The following is a 16,207-nucleotide window of genomic DNA, read 5'->3' as shown; positions in this document are numbered from 1 at the left end:
GTTGGTTCTAGAAACTCAAAGCTTGCTTGCCAACAATAGTGACGCGATCGCCGCTAACAAAGTAGCAGAGTTAATAGGTTTTGAGAGATGATGCTGGTAACCCACAGCAAAGCATTTTTGCCGATCTTCTTCTCGTGCATAAGCTGTCAGAGCAATTGCTGGAATTTGTCCGCCTTGTTCGGGAGGAAGCGATCGCACGCGACGCATTAAAGTGTAACCATCTTCTACAGGCATTGCGATGTCACTAATCAATATATCTGGCTTGAAGGAGGTAAGGGCAATTAATGCATCTGCTGCTGTAGCCACTGCCATAACTTCAGCCCCATATTGCTCTAGTACGAAAGCGATAAGGTGTCGCGAATCTGCCTCATCATCGACTAAAAGTATCCGTACTTCCGTGAGATCGATTTGATTGTTTGAAAGTTGACTTGCTTCATCTATTGTATTAATTTTATTCTTTAACAACGGTAATTTTACGGTAAAAGTAGCTCCTTGCCCAACTCCAGGACTATCGGCTGTTACCGTACCCCCATGTACGCTTGCAAGGTGATGAACAATAGCTAACCCCAACCCTAGCCCACCGTACTGACGGGTTATAGAAGCATCCCCCTGGCGGAAGTATTCAAATACGTGCGGCAGAAATTCAGGCGGAATTCCTTTACCCGTATCGCTAACTAAGATCTGGGCAAAATCGCCAAGGTGCTGGAGTTTAATTTCGACTCGTCCGCCTTTTGGGGTAAACTTTACTGCATTTGAAAGTAAATTCCAAATAATCTGCTGTAACCTAGCTGTATCGCCTAATACTTGCCCAATATTTTCTAACTTTGTTTCAATCGCTATTGACTTGTCATCTGCTGCTTTGCGAACGGTTTCAATAGCAGCTTCAATCGCAAAAACGAGATTGACTCGAACGAGATCCAACGCCAATTTTCCACGCAAAATCCTAGCCATATCTAGTAAATCGTCTATTAGTTGAGTTTGAAGTTTGGCGTTGCGCTCAATTGATGCTAGAGCTTGTTTAGTTTTGGCTTCACTCAACTGGTGATTTTGTAAAAGTTGCGTCCAACCTAGAATGGGGTTCAGTGGCGATCGCAACTCGTGAGAAAGTATCGCGAGAAATTCGTCTTTAAGACTGTTGACAACTTCTGCTTGCTCGCGAGCCAAGCGTTCTCTTTCCAACGCCCGATCGCGTTCTTCAGTCGCGCACTTTTGCTCGTGAATGTCCGTACAAGAGCCAAACCACCTGATAATTTGCCCATTGGAATCTCGTAAAGGAAATGCCTGACCTAAAAACCAACGGTATTGTCCATCACTTGCTCGTTGAAATCGATACTCTATGGTATAATTTTCACCTGTACGCAGTGACTGATGCCAAATTTCCAAACTCCTTTGTCGGTCATCTGGATGTAACAGGTGACTCCAGCCCCATCCGCGTGACTGTTCTGGCGTTAATCCAGTATATTCGTACCAACGCTGATTGAAATATTCGTGATAACCATCAGGGCGAGTTGTCCAAAACAGGTGCAACACGTTGTCTGCTAGAGCTTGAAATTCTGAGTCGCGTTGCTTGAGCATTTCCTCTGCTTGTTTGCCAGAGCTGATATCTCGTGAAATCCCTGTTACTCCTAGAATGTTTCCTCGTGCATCGCGCCACGGGTACTTAGTTGTCAGTAGCGATCGCATCATTCCTTGTCTGGGAACTTGCTCCTCATAGGTCATACTTTTTCCAGTATGAATAACTTGCCGATCTATGTGCATTAAGCGTTGAGCAACATCTGGAGGAAACCAAGCAGTATCATCTTGACCAAGCATTGCCTCAACTGTAGTATTCAACCATGAAGCTGTAGCATCGTTGGCTAGGACATAACACCCTTGTAAATCTTTAACAAAAACGATATCTGATATCCCTTCAATAACAGATTGCAAGATACTTTTTGTTTGTGCTAAATCATCTTCTATCTGCTTGTATTTACTGGTCTCGAGATCGAGTTCTAAAATTGTTTCACTCACATCATTTAGTAAACTCGTTTGCTGTCCTAAGACTATTGCCTGTTGCTGGGAAATTTCTAACTCCTGCTTTTTACTATTAGACCACTTAACAAAAAAGCCATCATTTAATCTACCATTTCTAGGGCGAAAATTTGCGTTCGCGTAGCGGCTGCCTTGCAGCATCGCTCCAGAAACAGTTGATAGAAAAACTTCGCGATTGACTTGCTCTTTAATTATGTAGTCTTGCACGCCAAGTTGCATGGCTTGGATAGCAACTGCTTTCTTCTCTGATTTTACTAATAAGATGACTGGTATAGCGCTGTCGGAAAGGTGTCTCGCTTGTCTCTCGATCTCTGTAAAAAATTCCAAACTGTCAAGGTCAGGAAGCGGAAAATCCACAACAATTGCATCAAACAACATCCGAGCGCACAAGGCTAACCCATCTTTTCCTGATGCTGCTTCTCGCACATTATACTGACAGTTTGGATCTTGCAATAAATAGCGTCGGTAAGTGTGACAATCTGTCAGATTATCAACAATAATCAGAATATTTACTGGATGATGTAAGTTCATCGACACCAACTGCCTCTTAAAGATCTGCAACACTTGATAGCCGCTTCAACCCAATAAAGAGCTTAGAGCTATTCACAGCATCAACGAGGCATTCCCAAACACAAAAACGTCGGTGAATCTGGCTCGCTTCCATCTAAACTAGGCAAATGCGCTTGGGCTACTTGAAAGCTAGCAGTTGGCTAGTTATTTGACGCTAGAATGTGGAATATTTGACCCTATAATATATCTCATACTACAGGAAGAAGCTATTTAGCAACTCCATCTATTGCTATATTAGTGCAGTTAATTCATAATCCATCTTAGGATAGATGAAATTCACTCGAAAAAGCTTGATACCCCATGGCTATGTCCTTAACTAAACCCACTTGTGCCCAGGTTGAACGTACTATCACTCAACAACTACAAGCCTTCTTTCGAGAATACGTAGGGCAACGTCCTTCCAAAGTAGTTTGCCAAATCCTTCACCATGGAGTTGTAGTGATTCTGCACGACACATTAGCTCCCGCAGAACGAACCTTGCTTGATGCAGATCGCATAGAGTCCGCGAAGCAATTTCGCTCGGAGTTACACGAGCTACTCAAGCCACGCATCAAAGAATTGATTGAACCAATCGTTGCCACACCTGTTACTGCTGTGTTGGTTGACTCCGATTTGGATACTGGTATTTCTATACTGACGGCAATTTTAGAGAACTTACCGCAAGTTCGCGATCCTGAATCTATTCCTAAAAAGTCAAAATAATTCTTTATTAACGGATTTTTAGACTGTACGTTCGCTCATTTTTAACCGCAAGATTTAATTAAGCTTTACAGGGGTTGTAATTCAGGCTGTGAAATGGATTCAGGCATTTTTAGTCCCATAGGAGCTTTTGGTCATTTTATGATTTATCCTATGCCTACGGCTTAAATAACCGCCTCTCTTAGCCTTTTTGAATGGTCACAAATTTTACACAAAAATAATGGTTCACGTAAAAATCCTCTTTTTCCTTTTACATTAAGGCTTTAATTCCCCTTTGGATCTCAAAATAAGCGAACGTACAGTTTAGACATTGCGACCAAACGATATAGGAGGCGGAGCCTTGTGTAAGGCATTCCCAGCCTGAGGCTGGGAACGAGGTGATATGAAACGAGGTGATATGAACCACTAGCACAAATATTAAGCTGCCAAATCTTGACCAAATTCGGTTAAGAAGCGGAATGCTTTGACAATATAGCTAGCGCATTCTTTGGGGGAAGTGTTGTAAAACGATCGCCACGCACTGGCTTTGTCCTCATCATAGCGATCGCGCCTATTACCATGATTGTCCAACCATGCCAACCGTACTGCGTGACCGATCAATACATCTAGCACTATGTATTCTTCAATCTGTAAACTGGGATTACTAGATGCGATCGCAGCCAATTCCATCAATGTCTCAATACATACCTGCCTGTACTCAGGAGCTTCTATTTTATTCAACAGATGTTCGATTTGCAGGGCAAAGTTCTTTTCCCCTGGAGTCATTTCTGACAAAATTTCTTCACTATCCAAACGATTGCGTCGCTCTAATTTATCGCCAATGACCAATCCTTTACAGTGTCCCATAACCAACCAAACCTGCTTAAAAAAGTCTTTTGGCACGCGTCCGGTTGTTCCTTCGGCTTGACGGAAACGCCGCCAGCCCCCTGGTGGAACATCTTGTATTTCATCAACTAAAGTTGGTAGCACCACCCAATCAATATCGCTTTCTTTTTGTTTAACGTGTAAGGACTCTTGTTGACGTAACAAATTGCTCATACTAGAGTACTCATACAACACCTGACGCACTCTCGCTTTCACCTCAAAAGGAGAAAGCTGCATCAAGTGTTCGTATGCTTCATCCTGAGTCACATATAACTCTCGTGCCAACTCACTAGTAATAAGTAAGATAATATACCCTATCCTTAGCGTCAGCAGCCCTTGAAAAAGTTCTGGCTCTGCTTTAATCAAGGCACTCAAATAAATGAGTATTTCTTGAGTGAGAACGCCATCGCGAATATCCTCACGACAAAAGATATTAATTTTCTCAACAATTTCACTGTGAGACAGTGGAAGCGTGATAAGTGAATCTTCGCTGTAAGCTTTACCGACTGCAATTTGCTTGCCACGGACTAAAATACTAGTCACTACATCCGACAAGCCAATGTCACTCATTTGTCGTAATCCAGCAGCGCGACGGACAACTGCCCAAATCCCTGCATCTCCGGCTTTTGTATACACTTCATCTAGCAGATCGCCCACAGTCACGGGACGTCCCGGTCCGCCAAAACCAGTATCAAACTCCAGCCCTTGCAAACGAGTCAAAGTCTGTAACAACTCGATCTGCTCGTAAAGATTTTCTGACGATCGCAAGGAAACAAGCAACAATCCAAGATCTGTTTCACACTCCACTTGAAACTCTCGTATATGACCCAACTGCCAGTTTTTCTGTGGATTGTAAACTAAATAAGAACAGCGAGGCATAGCATTTTGCACTGATGATTGAGAAAACTCAAAGTCTTGGAGAACATCAATTCTTTGAGTTGCAGCAGTTAGCATTAACTGATTGAGCCGCCCTAATTTTACCCGAACACCATTACAAATACCGTCCTTTAGTTCTTGCATCAGCGACAGTAATGCTTCACTCCCTGTTTCTAATATGGTGTGAGTTAACATTAAAGTTATCGTGGGTCGTCCCAACTCAGTACAGTATTTTTGCATATACGCTAGTTCACTTCTGATCTGATCCACCAAAAAATGGTAATCCAGAGTTAAGTAGAACACTTGAGAGTCGGAAAACGAAGGTAAAAAGACAACCGTTTCACCGCGAATGCGAAAAATTTTAGATGTTGTTAAACTTCTCAGCCGTCGTATTGGACGCCCCGTTAAACCTAATTTATCGTTCCGCCCAATTTGGGTATACATCGCTGAAAGGTCAATTGCTTGCCTGATTTGAATGGGTTCTACTTGCTTGGGTGTTTGCGTCTCAATACCATGAACTGCCAGTTTTGCTTGTAAATCTTCATCTTCTGCAATCAGGGCAACTTGAACTAAAGGTCTCTGGTTTTTTCCTATGTACAAATACCTTCCCAAAGGATCGATATCACCAACAGCTATCAAACCTTCACTCAACATTTGACCGAGAAAATATAAACTTTGTGCCCACACAAGAGGAATGTTCTCATTAGGTAAACGCAACTGACTGTGAGGTGCTTGCTTTTCTACTTCTATTGACTCTTCTGGCACATAATACAATTCCGGTAACAAGAGCAAGCCATCTCGCTCAACTAATAAAGACTCCAAACGCTCTTGATAGTATTTAGCTTGCTCTTGTTTGCCACAAAACAACCCATCCAAAAAGAGATAGGTAAAAAATAAAGGCCATTCGCACTCAATCTTTTCAAACTGTTTGAGTTCAAAAGGTTCGTAGTGCAAGCGATTTGTGTCTTCCAAAACTGTTTGGTGTCCATCTCTCAAAAATCGCTTGCAGCCGTATTTTCCTTCAAGTTTGTTGATAATGTCGTTGTAAGTCCGCTCTCGCAACGGCGCGTCTTCTACTGCAAACGCAGGAAAACTAATTATGCTTAACAATGCTGCGTCAATTTCTTTTGAAGCGGATTCTCTAGGTAACAGAGATTCTAGAGTAATCCGAGTGCGGGCGATTTCATCAGGCAAAGCGTGAATAACTGATGCTTGGCAACCATGAACGCCAAATAAATCTAAACCGTTGATAGCTTCCAAGGCGGCTTTTGCCATCCCTATGGAACTGGCATTTAATTCAGCATTACCGTGATTGATCTTATTACCTCGCTCCCAAATACCGTAATCTGGAGTACGATAAGCTCTTCCAATGTAATATACCAGGTTTTGGACAAAATTGACTTCATCAAAAGTGTAAATAATTTGCAATCCAGAAGCCGTCATCTGTGCCAACATCAACAAAAAGATTGATGTTGCATCCAGTTGTAAATGTCCCCATTCATCATCACCAACAACAATGTCACCAGTCGCCGTGTTGTATTTGGCGTGTAAAGCATCTAAGGGAGCTTGAGTGTGCTTAAATTGCTCGACTTTGGCACTTTGCCGCATCATGGCAAACAGCAGTCCCCGCATTAATTTAACAACACTGTGTTCTAACTCATAAGTCCGTCCCTTGCTTTCATCAACCTTTCGGTATGCTAGCGCCAAACCCCAAACTGCCAGAATGCTGTAAACGTTATCGCGTACCCAAGCATCCGTATAATCACCGTGGGCGGTTATTGCTGTACTCGCTGGCAGCAATCCAGTCATTGGGTTCTGACGGGCAAGGATAATTGTCTTGATTTGTTGATAATAAGAATCAAGGCGAGTTTGCAGTTGAGCATCTGTTTTCATACTTGTCTTATCCTGGTTTTCGGAATAGCACCATTAGGCTGTGAAGTAAATGATGTCACCAAACCAAAACCAGTTCTGAACCAGAGTATTGGCTTGGGAGATCGTGAGTTGGAGACGAGTTTTTCGTTTTTGATTCATTGGTTTTCTACGATTGAGAAAAATATACTCTAAATTGAAGATTTTTTCAAATCTTTATCAGTTAGTAGTCTACTTTATCTTTATCTTTATACTCCCTCTGTTATCTATAGATCGGGACAAAAATATAAGCCAATAAAAATTGTTCGGGAAACAAAATAAATAAGTTATAAGTCTATGAAGACACCTATCAATTAATTATATATAAAGGAGAAGCAAACCATGTCTTTACGTTATAATCAAAACCAATCGCCACTTGTAAAAGTTGTCTACAGCCAAGTTAAAGTTAACGGTAGGCTTGAACTTATTCCACTAGAGTTATATGCCGATGGTTCTCTGAAACGCGCTGGACTTACCAGTGACCAGTGACTAGTAACCAGTGACCGGTTAAAGAACTATTTTTTTAACTGTTGACTCTTGAAAGCAATTTTATTTTCCTCCTCGCGCATTCCCCCTACTCCAAAAAGCTAAGTAGGGGGTTTTTCTTATTGTCTAAGGAGGTGGTCTTCTAAACTGTAAGAGGGAATGGCAATGAGGGGAAAAATGTTTTCAGTGGACTTATTGGGATTAGATAAAAAATTTTGGTTTTGTAACTTCCGGAAAAGATAGGGTGTTACTTGAAAGTGTTATAGCCTTTCTCAGTCTTATGAGGTACACCCCCCTTTCATCCCCCAAGGCATCGGGGGGACAGAGGGGGGTAATTTTCGTACCTCATCAAGTTGAAATTTGCTGTAACACTCACTAAAATCTGTAAATGTTGGGTTTCGTTCCTCAACCCAACCTACGTGTATTTCACAAATTAAATAGGATTGCTATATAATTAAATTGGTGTATTATTGACTAAATAAACGTCCTTTGATTTACACCTCAACAGCAGATCGATATAATTGATATCGTTTGGTAGTGAGGAGTTTTAGCAGATCGCTTATCCTAAGATAAACAGCCGCAGTATCGAAGGCTTCACATCAACAAAAACCTTCTAACTTGCTGGCGAAAACTTTAGGAGCTTGGACAAATTAGTGATTTGTGAACAGCGAATAAAGATATTTGGGATTGATAACACTACTCACCATGAGGTAGATACAAATCTCACCAAAAGTCAGATGGCTGTTTCTAAATATCGCGATTTAATGCTTGTAGCAGCTTCTGCTTTTTTTGGCAATGCATTTCGATCGTATCTCTCACCAATTGTAGCTTACAATACAAATCACCTTGGGAATTTAATTCGTTAGGGTGACGCGTATCGAAGGTTTTTTCGATTTTCTCGATGAAAAGTCATGGAGTTCCGTATGATTACACAATCTTTATTTTTGTGCTCAAATAAAGGCTACTTCTTGCTGAGTAAGGATTTTAACATTAAAAAGCGGTTAAAGAAATTTACCTATGGGCTTGACACAGATAGCCACAGTAGTAGAATCTACTCAGATCAACAGACATCAGGGCAGTAAGAAATTTGGTTGTCTGGATATCAGAAGTTGCCTATACTGAAGTTTCAGCATCTACCGGATTACACTAATCCGGGTTAGTATTATAACTTAGCGATTCCATAGTTATTTTGGAGTCGATGTTGATTTTCTAGGTTTATGGACCAGAATCCCCAAGACGACGGCAGTACCAACCTCCTCTGAGCTGGCGAGTTTGTCTCCCAGCGCGGGGGAGACAATAGGAGGTTTTATGATGCTCACTGAGGATATTCGCAATTCAGCCATTGACATTGCAGACCTCAATCAACTTAAGTTGGATTTGAATGGTTTGCAACCTGTTGACGCCGGAGACTACATTGCACAATTGCCCAAGAAGAAAAGGGCGATCGCATTTCGCTTACTCAACAAATGTCAGGCGATCGACGTATTTGAATACTTACCTCCGGACGTACAGGAGGATTTGATAAATTCCCTACACGATATTCAAGTTGCCCAAATTGTTGAAGCAATGAGTCCCGATGAACGGGCAGAATTGTTTGACGAACTGCCAGCCGGAGTTGTCAAACGGCTGTTACAAACACTGAGTCCAGAACAACGTCAAGCCACAGCAACAATTCTCGGCTATTCTGAAGGCACTGCAGGACGTGTCATGACAACAGAATACGTGCGCTTGCGGGAAGGACTGACAGTAGGGGAAGCTCTCAGCAAAATCCGTCTTCAAGACAAAGACAAAGAGACTATCTACTACGCCTATGTGACTGACGATAATCGCAAGCTCGTAAGTGTTGTCTCCTTGCGCCAGCTAATATTTACTTTCCCTGATGTCTTAATACGAGAGATAGCTAGCGATCGCGTTGTTAGAGTCAAGACAGAAACATCTCAAGGAGAAGTTGCCCGCATTATGAAGCGGTATGACTTGATAGCCATTCCCGTAGTTGACCGAGAAGACAGGTTGGTAGGAATTGTCACGATTGATGATGTCATAGACATTTTGGAAGAAGAAGCCACAGAAGACATTCAAAAATTGGCAGGTGTAAGTGGTGGCGATGAAGATGCGTTGTCCCCTCCCCACGTGACTATTCGCAAGCGACTGCCTTGGCTGTTAGCAAATATCGTTTTGTACATTGGTGCAGCCAGTGCCATTTCACCTTTTCAGGGAGTCATTTCACAGGTACCGGTTTTGGCAATCATCATGCCAATTTTGGCTAATAGCAGTGGCAACGTAGCCTTTCAAGTCGTGTCAGTGACAGTCAGAGGCATTGGCGTAGGAGAAGTCACATCAAAAGATACAATTCCGCTTCTGCGTAAAGAAGTTATGGCAGGTGTGGGTACAGCCATCGCACTAGGTTTAGCCCTTGGCACACTCTCTCTAATTTGGTCGCCTCCTCAAGATCGCTGGGTATCGCTAATTGCAGGAATGGTAATGATCGTGAATGTCCTCCTAGCTGCCACCTTAGGAACGCTATTACCTATGGGGTTGAAGCGAATCAATCTCGATCCTGCCCTAATTAGTGGTCCGCTCATGACAACTACGTTGGATGCTCTTGGGTTTTTTACATTCCTATCGATGATCTCATTTGCTTTACAGGTCTTTAAGGATAGGGATAGGGTGGGTAATCCCCACTCCCTACTCCTACCCCCTACCCCTACCCTCTACCCCCTAATTCCGACAGAACTTGCGCTCATTATCATGCTCTGGATCTTGCCAAGAATAGGCAAAATGGCTAACTCCCTTAATTGCGGAGTCACTTGGCGAAGTGCTTGCATTTGTACTTCTAGGGATGGACGGTTGCTTACAGATTCTCCCCAATTACCAGCTAAAGCTGGAATAACTACAGTGTTTGGTGGTGCTACGTTTAAAACTCGTTGTACTTGAGCCACAATACAATCAGCATTAGAACAATTTGCATACGACATGGGATGCCACTCCAAAGAACTTGAGAATTTATCCCAAGGTTGTAAGCGGGAGTCATACCCCCGACCTACCATTTGGTTACCATCGGGGAAGAAAACAGCGCCAGCTGGAATTCCCATCTGTTGTGCCGGATAAGCAGCTAGGTTGACAAAATCTAGAATGCCTTGCATGGCATGGGCAACGGATAGCTGCCACAACTCTAACTGCAGTTGTGGTTGCCTTTGGTTGGGAGGAATGATGGACTTTTGTTCTGTGGCTGAAGTTCGACCCTGCCACAAGGGTTCTCCTTCTTGAGGATAGAGTTGATCGACTTCAGCAATATCGCCTGCTGTTACATATCCCTTGCCCAAAAAACGCCGAATTAAATCTAGCCCCTTGTAATTAAGTGCTCGTTGGAATAAGGCTTGTTGAGTGGCATCACTGTACAACCATAAATCTGTCACTTTCGTTGCGATCGAGTCACTTCCCGCCTGTCGTGGGTAACGTACATAGTCAAAGAGCACTCCATCTGGACGACGGCGCAACACCTCTTGCAACATTTGGTAGTAGTCGCGTTTTGCTTGTAAGTTATAGGGGTCAATAAAAACTTGAGAATTATTATCTACAACATATAAGCTCGTTTGCCCCTTCCCATTACGAGCTATTGCGCCTTCCCGATCTGGACGTTGCGCGTAAGTATAGCCAAAATTAGTTGTAAACATCCAAGCATAAACCTTGAGACCTCGTTCTCGCCCTTTTTGAATAGCTTCAGCAAGCAAGTCGGTTTTTTCTGTCCCTGGTGTGCGAACAACAGAAGGCCAAACTGTTGGGTTCGCCCCTGTTGGTAGTAGTACCTGTCCATCATAAAAAACTTCCAAATAAACTTGGTTATAACCCTTGTTCACAATCCGATCCATAACTTGGTCAATGGCTCCAGAGCGAGCATCACAAGGATATAAACGCAACCAAATCGCTTGGATTTGCGGCCAATTACGATTTCGGCATTCCTGTAAATCTCGTGCTTGTTTTTGTACCAATTGCTGGTAGCGCTTTTGAGCAGCTTGTTTGCCTTTAAGGGCTGACAAACGTAAGTTTTCTTTTTCTTGCGTTGCCTCTGGCGTAAGCTGGCAATATTCGGTTAATTGTGCTTTTGCAGATTGATTATCAATCCAAGGAATCAGCAAACCGCTAGTGAAAAGAGCAGCCGCTAACAGGCGTTGCCAAAAAAATATTGGTTTTACAACACTCAAAAAACGTTTAGACATACGTAGAACTATAAGTACAAAACAATCATCAACCTCAACTCAATACTTGTCGGTTAAGCGTAAAAATACGAAAACACGTAGGTTGGGTTGAGGAACGAAACCCAACATTCACAGGAATTTGTTGGATGTCACCACGGGTTTACCCAACCTACAAAAATTCGAGAGTCCTTGCAGTATTGAACCTCAACTTGTATTCATTCAAATAAGGAAATGTATATTGAATGCCATAGTATAAGGTTTAGAAGTCCATGTGCCATAGACTTCTAAAGCTAGATTTCTGTTGCCATATTCTACAATTTACTTTAAGTACATAAGTAAGTTAAATATAATACTTTAATTACAATTTTCAGCCAACGTACTGTCCTAAAGGATTAATTAATATTTAGAAATTTTACTGAATCAACTGTGATAAACTTTACTTATATAAAAGGAGTTTAGACCCCCAATTTCTTCAAGAAGTCGGCGATCTAAACCATGACTGAGGAAAACAGAATGCTGTGACAAATGGCACTTATGCACCACGCCGGAGTGCTGATTCAACCTGCTGAAACTCTTGTTCCAAACGGTCTTTAAGTTTTTTCGGTACGGGCCGATTGGGATAGGAACTATAGTGTCCAGCTAGAGAGTTAAGAGCTGTTCGCATGGTTGTAAAGGAATTCAGTCCAGAGATAGAAGGATCGCGCTGATAGCGGGCGGCAAAATCATTTATCTTTTTACGTGCTTCTGTTTGAACTGCTGTTTTGTTTGGTGCGTCTTCTGTTATGTTCAAGGCAGTTCTTAAGGCACTAACTACAGTTAAGGTGTCTTGAGAGTAATCCCCTGTTAAAGCACCCACTTCGTTAGTAGAACAGCCCACTAGACCAACAACGACTACCAAAACCAGGGCAAGTAGACGTGACCAATAGCGCTTCATATGCAACAAGTGAAACAATACCTAAATCAACGTCCATCCTATCCTGGAATGGTATCCTGGGGATCAAGAGATTGGTTAGTCTAATGGTTAATGGCTAATGGCTAATGGCGAACAACGAACAATTAGCAATTAGCAATTAGCAATTAGCAATCAGCAATCAACAATCGATAAAGCGTATCTCTCTGCTGGTAAGGACGATTTGTGGATGCGATGGCACTTTGTAAGGTTTCGACTTCCATATTCGTACCACCTCGAGCACCTGCCATTGAGGTAATGTGTTCCTCCATTAATGTGCCACCGATATCGTTACAACCCCACTTTAAAGCTTCTGTTGCTCCACTTAATCCCAGTTTTACCCAACTCGGTTGATGGTTGGGTATCCAATGTCCTAAGAAAATCCTTGCCACGGCAGTTAGTAACAGTGCATCTGCCAAAACAGGTTGATCTCGTCCCACACGGCGGCGCAAGGATTTGGGAGCTTCTTTGCCAACAAATGGTAACAGTATAAATTCGGTGATGCAAGCTGGATACTCGCCATGAATAGCCACTTGTTGGAGATGCCGCAATTTTTCCAAATGTTTTATTTGTTGCTCTGGGGTCTCAATATGACCCGATAACATCGTACTGGTAGTATGTAAACCCAGTTTGTGAGCTGTTGTCACAATTTCCAGCCAAGTAGCTGTATTTATTTTCTCTGGGCAAAGAATACGTCTGACTTCGTCATCTAGAACTTCAGCTGCTGTTCCTGGCATGGAATCCACACCAGATTCATGCAAAGCTAGAATAACATCACTCAACTCTAGCCCATCTTCTCTTGCTATAAATTGCACTTCTTGAGGAGAGAACGCGTGTAGGTGTATCTTGGGAAATTTTGCCTTGATAGTTTCTACAAGCTTAAGGTAGTAAGGCAATGATTTGCCATTCACCTTGGCTTCGAGGTTCAATCCCCCCTGCATACAAATTTCGGTTGCGCCTCGCCGCACAGCATCTGTTGCCTTTTCCAAAATTTGTGTCCAATCTAGCCAGTAAGACCCCTCTTCTGTTGAATCTCGGCGAAAAGCACAGAAGCTACAATGCTGCTCGCAAATATTGGTAAAGTTAATATTGCGGTTAATAACGTAAGTTACAATATCTCCTGTTTGCTGTTGACGCAATTTATCAGATGTAGCGCGAATGGCAGCAATGGCAGTCGGATCGGTTTGTTTTAACAATGTCAGTCCTTCTTCAGGAGACAAATCATACCCCCCAAGGGTACGGTCAAGGATAGCATCAACAGTTACAGTAACCACAGGTTAGTAGAAGCAGACGGTTAACATTTTTTTCAGTGACCAGTAACCAGTAACCAGTAACCAGTGACCAGTGACCGATGTCACTGTTATTAGTATAAAACATGACTTATTACTAACAAAAATTCCTGGAAAATAGAATTTTTGAAGAAATTATAAGAGAATAACCTTTAACCTTTAATCAAATTATTTCAAGCCAAACACCCACTAGCGATCGCATTATAGCAGGGGAATGAAATCACTATTCCCTATTCCCTATTCCCTATTCCCTATTCCCTTTCAATGAGTATCATCCAACCTAATTCACTTTTGTTAGTACCGACAGGTCCTTTGAGGATTTCTGAATTGCCACCCAAAAGCCCGCGCATAGGAGGTGAAGCAGTTCTCTTTTCCCTGGTTATCCCAACTTATAACGAAGCGGCAAATATCAAAAAAATAATTGAGGTATTGAGTGGGTTGCTAGATGAATCTATTCCCGGTCACTACGAACTGATTGTAGTTGATGATAATAGTCCAGATGGTACATGGGATATTGCCAAATCGTTGATGCGAGAATACCCCCAACTCCGAGTGATGCGGCGTCAACACGAAAAAGGACTTTCTAGTGCAGTAGTTCGTGGCTGGCAAGTGTCACAAGGCGATATTCTAGGAGTGATTGATGGTGATTTGCAACATCCGCCTCATGTCCTCTTGGAGCTGTTAAGTACTATTGAACGAGGAGCTGATTTAGCAGTAGCTAGCCGTCATGTAGAAGGTGGAGGGGTTAGTACGTGGAGTTTTATTAGGCGTTTCTTATCCCGTGGTGCTCAAGTCTTGGGATTGATCGTTTTACCAGGTGTTCTTGGTAGGGTTTCCGATCCCATGAGTGGTTATTTTTTAGTACGCCGAAACTGCCTTGTCGGTCAAACTTTGAATCCCGTTGGTTATAAAATTCTTTTGGAAGTTATTGGGCGGGGTGATGTAAACCAAGTTGGTGAAGTAGGATATGTATTTTGCGAGCGCAAACAGGGTGAAAGTAAAGTGACATGGAAACATTATTTTGACTACTTGCATCATTTGATACGCTTACGCCTGTCTACCGGAAAGCTGGGACGATTTAGTCAACGCTTGGGTTTTCCTATCGGTCGCTTTGTTCGCTTTGGTTTGGTAGGGTTGAGTGGCGTTTTTGTAGATATGACTGTGCTTTATTTGCTTGGTGATTCTACGACTTTAGCTTTGCCCCCAACTCTCAGCAAAATCATTGCAGGAGAAATTGCAATTTTTAATAACTTTTTGTGGAATGACATTTGGACTTTTAGTGATGTCTCAAGTCAACAAAATCAATGGCATCAACGCATTTTACGGTTTTTCAAATTCAATCTTATTTGCCTTGCTGGTTTAACATTAAATGTATTCATCTTACAGCTAGCTTTAACCTTTATTATTCGCAATCTCTACGTTGCTAACTTAATTGCAATTGCAGTTGCCACCATCTGGAACTTTTGGGTTAACCTAAAGTTGAGTTGGCGAGTGACACAGGTGAAGTAGTTCTTGAGGGATTAGAGATCGATCCAGGAACAAAGTGCTAGGAGTTGTGAGTTATAAGTTATGAGCGATCGCAAATAATTTATGTATTTAAGATTCAAAACTCAAAACTCAAAACTTAACACCCTACCACTGTTATTGGTGTGGCTGCTTATTGGTATTGGTTTGCGCCTGATGAATTTGACTGCCAAGCCTCCTTGGACAGATGAATTTTCTACTCTAGTATTCAGCTTGGGTAATAGTTTTTTACCAGTCCCTTTAGATAAACCGATTCCTACCGATATCTTGTTGCACCCATTGCAACCCCAAATTGGTGTAGGGGTTAAAGACGTACTGAGGCACTTATTGAGCGAAAGCAATCATCCACCGCTTTACTTTATTCTGACTCACTACTGGACAAAATTATTTCCTACCCAAGATGGTTTGGTTTCTCTCTGGGGAGCACGATCGCTTGCTGCTTTTTTGGGTGCATTGTCTGTCCCCGCAATTTATGCCTTATCTAGGCTTACTTTTCGTTCCCGTGTAGTCAGCCATATAGCTGCAGCAATCGCGGCTACCTCTCCCTATGCCATTTTTCTAGCACAGGAATCCCGTCATTATACTTTAGCAATTGTATGGGTTATTGCTTCTCTCGCGTGCCTGGTTGTTACGACGCGATGTATTAAAGAGCGCACTCAGTTACCCCTATGGATTGCCCTTTCTTGGACGGGAATTAATGCTTTGGGCATTGCTTCTCATTACTTTTTTACATTAACTCTTTGCACTGAAGTTTTTGTCTTGCTTTTTCTCGCTTGGCAGCAACAAGGGGACAGGGGAGACAGGGGGGACAAGGG

9 protein-coding genes and 2 pseudogenes are annotated in these 16,207 nt (G+C 42.4%); 6 read left to right on the top strand and 5 right to left on the bottom strand.

Going from position 1 to position 16,207, the window contains the following annotated elements; all coding sequences use genetic code 11:
* Positions 1 to 15 precede the first annotated feature (15 nt).
* Positions 16 to 2,562 (bottom strand): response regulator, encoded by a 2,547-nt coding sequence (locus F7734_RS36655; protein WP_155749398.1) that lies wholly within the window; start codon positions 2,560 to 2,562, stop codon positions 16 to 18.
* Between the two features lie 339 nt (positions 2,563 to 2,901).
* Here F7734_RS36655 and F7734_RS36650 point away from each other — a divergent pair, with 339 nt between their 5' ends.
* A complete protein-coding gene (locus tag F7734_RS36650) occupies positions 2,902 to 3,303 on the top strand; it encodes a DUF2294 domain-containing protein (protein ID WP_155749397.1) in 402 nt (133 codons plus the stop codon).
* 414 nt (positions 3,304 to 3,717) lie between these two features.
* Here F7734_RS36650 and F7734_RS36645 read toward each other — a convergent pair whose 3' ends face one another.
* Positions 3,718 to 6,933, bottom strand: coding sequence for a glycoside hydrolase family 15 protein (locus F7734_RS36645; RefSeq protein ID WP_155749396.1), 3,216 nt, complete (start codon positions 6,931 to 6,933; stop codon positions 3,718 to 3,720).
* A gap of 357 nt (positions 6,934 to 7,290) precedes the next feature.
* Between F7734_RS36645 and F7734_RS61065 the strand changes: the two genes are divergently transcribed.
* The 3 genes and pseudogenes from F7734_RS61065 to mgtE form a co-directional block, all read left to right on the top strand.
* Positions 7,291 to 7,437 (top strand): hypothetical protein, encoded by a 147-nt coding sequence (locus tag F7734_RS61065; RefSeq protein ID WP_166482380.1) that lies wholly within the window; start codon positions 7,291 to 7,293, stop codon positions 7,435 to 7,437.
* A gap of 734 nt (positions 7,438 to 8,171) precedes the next feature.
* Positions 8,172 to 8,300, top strand: coding sequence for a hypothetical protein (locus tag F7734_RS65650; protein ID WP_279239807.1), 129 nt, complete (start codon positions 8,172 to 8,174; stop codon positions 8,298 to 8,300).
* A gap of 445 nt (positions 8,301 to 8,745) precedes the next feature.
* Positions 8,746 to 10,086, top strand: a pseudogene (gene mgtE / locus F7734_RS36640) (magnesium transporter); the annotation flags it as partial.
* Positions 10,087 to 10,152: 66 nt separating this feature from the next.
* Here mgtE and F7734_RS36635 read toward each other — a convergent pair.
* From F7734_RS36635 to cofH, 3 genes and pseudogenes are all read right to left on the bottom strand, one after another.
* Positions 10,153 to 11,651: pseudogene (locus tag F7734_RS36635) on the bottom strand (family 10 glycosylhydrolase).
* Between the two features lie 511 nt (positions 11,652 to 12,162).
* Positions 12,163 to 12,564, bottom strand: coding sequence for a photosystem II protein Psb27 (gene psb27, locus F7734_RS36630; protein WP_155749395.1), 402 nt, complete (start codon positions 12,562 to 12,564; stop codon positions 12,163 to 12,165).
* 143 nt (positions 12,565 to 12,707) lie between these two features.
* Complete coding sequence (cofH, locus tag F7734_RS36625) at positions 12,708 to 13,853, bottom strand: 7,8-didemethyl-8-hydroxy-5-deazariboflavin synthase subunit CofH (RefSeq protein ID WP_166482379.1); 1,146 nt, start codon at positions 13,851 to 13,853, stop codon at positions 12,708 to 12,710.
* A gap of 279 nt (positions 13,854 to 14,132) precedes the next feature.
* On the opposite strand from cofH, the gene F7734_RS36620 reads away from it, so the two are divergent.
* Together F7734_RS36620 and F7734_RS36615 are read left to right on the top strand one after the other, a co-directional pair.
* Complete coding sequence (locus tag F7734_RS36620; protein ID WP_155749394.1) at positions 14,133 to 15,377, top strand: glycosyltransferase; 1,245 nt, start codon at positions 14,133 to 14,135, stop codon at positions 15,375 to 15,377.
* A gap of 81 nt (positions 15,378 to 15,458) precedes the next feature.
* Positions 15,459 to 16,207, top strand: a 749-nt coding sequence (locus tag F7734_RS36615) for a glycosyltransferase family 39 protein (RefSeq protein WP_155749393.1), incomplete at its 3' end; no start/stop codon positions are given.

The sequence above is a fragment of the Scytonema sp. UIC 10036 genome, from assembly GCF_009725235.1.
This window is presented reverse-complemented; position numbering and strand designations above follow the sequence as displayed.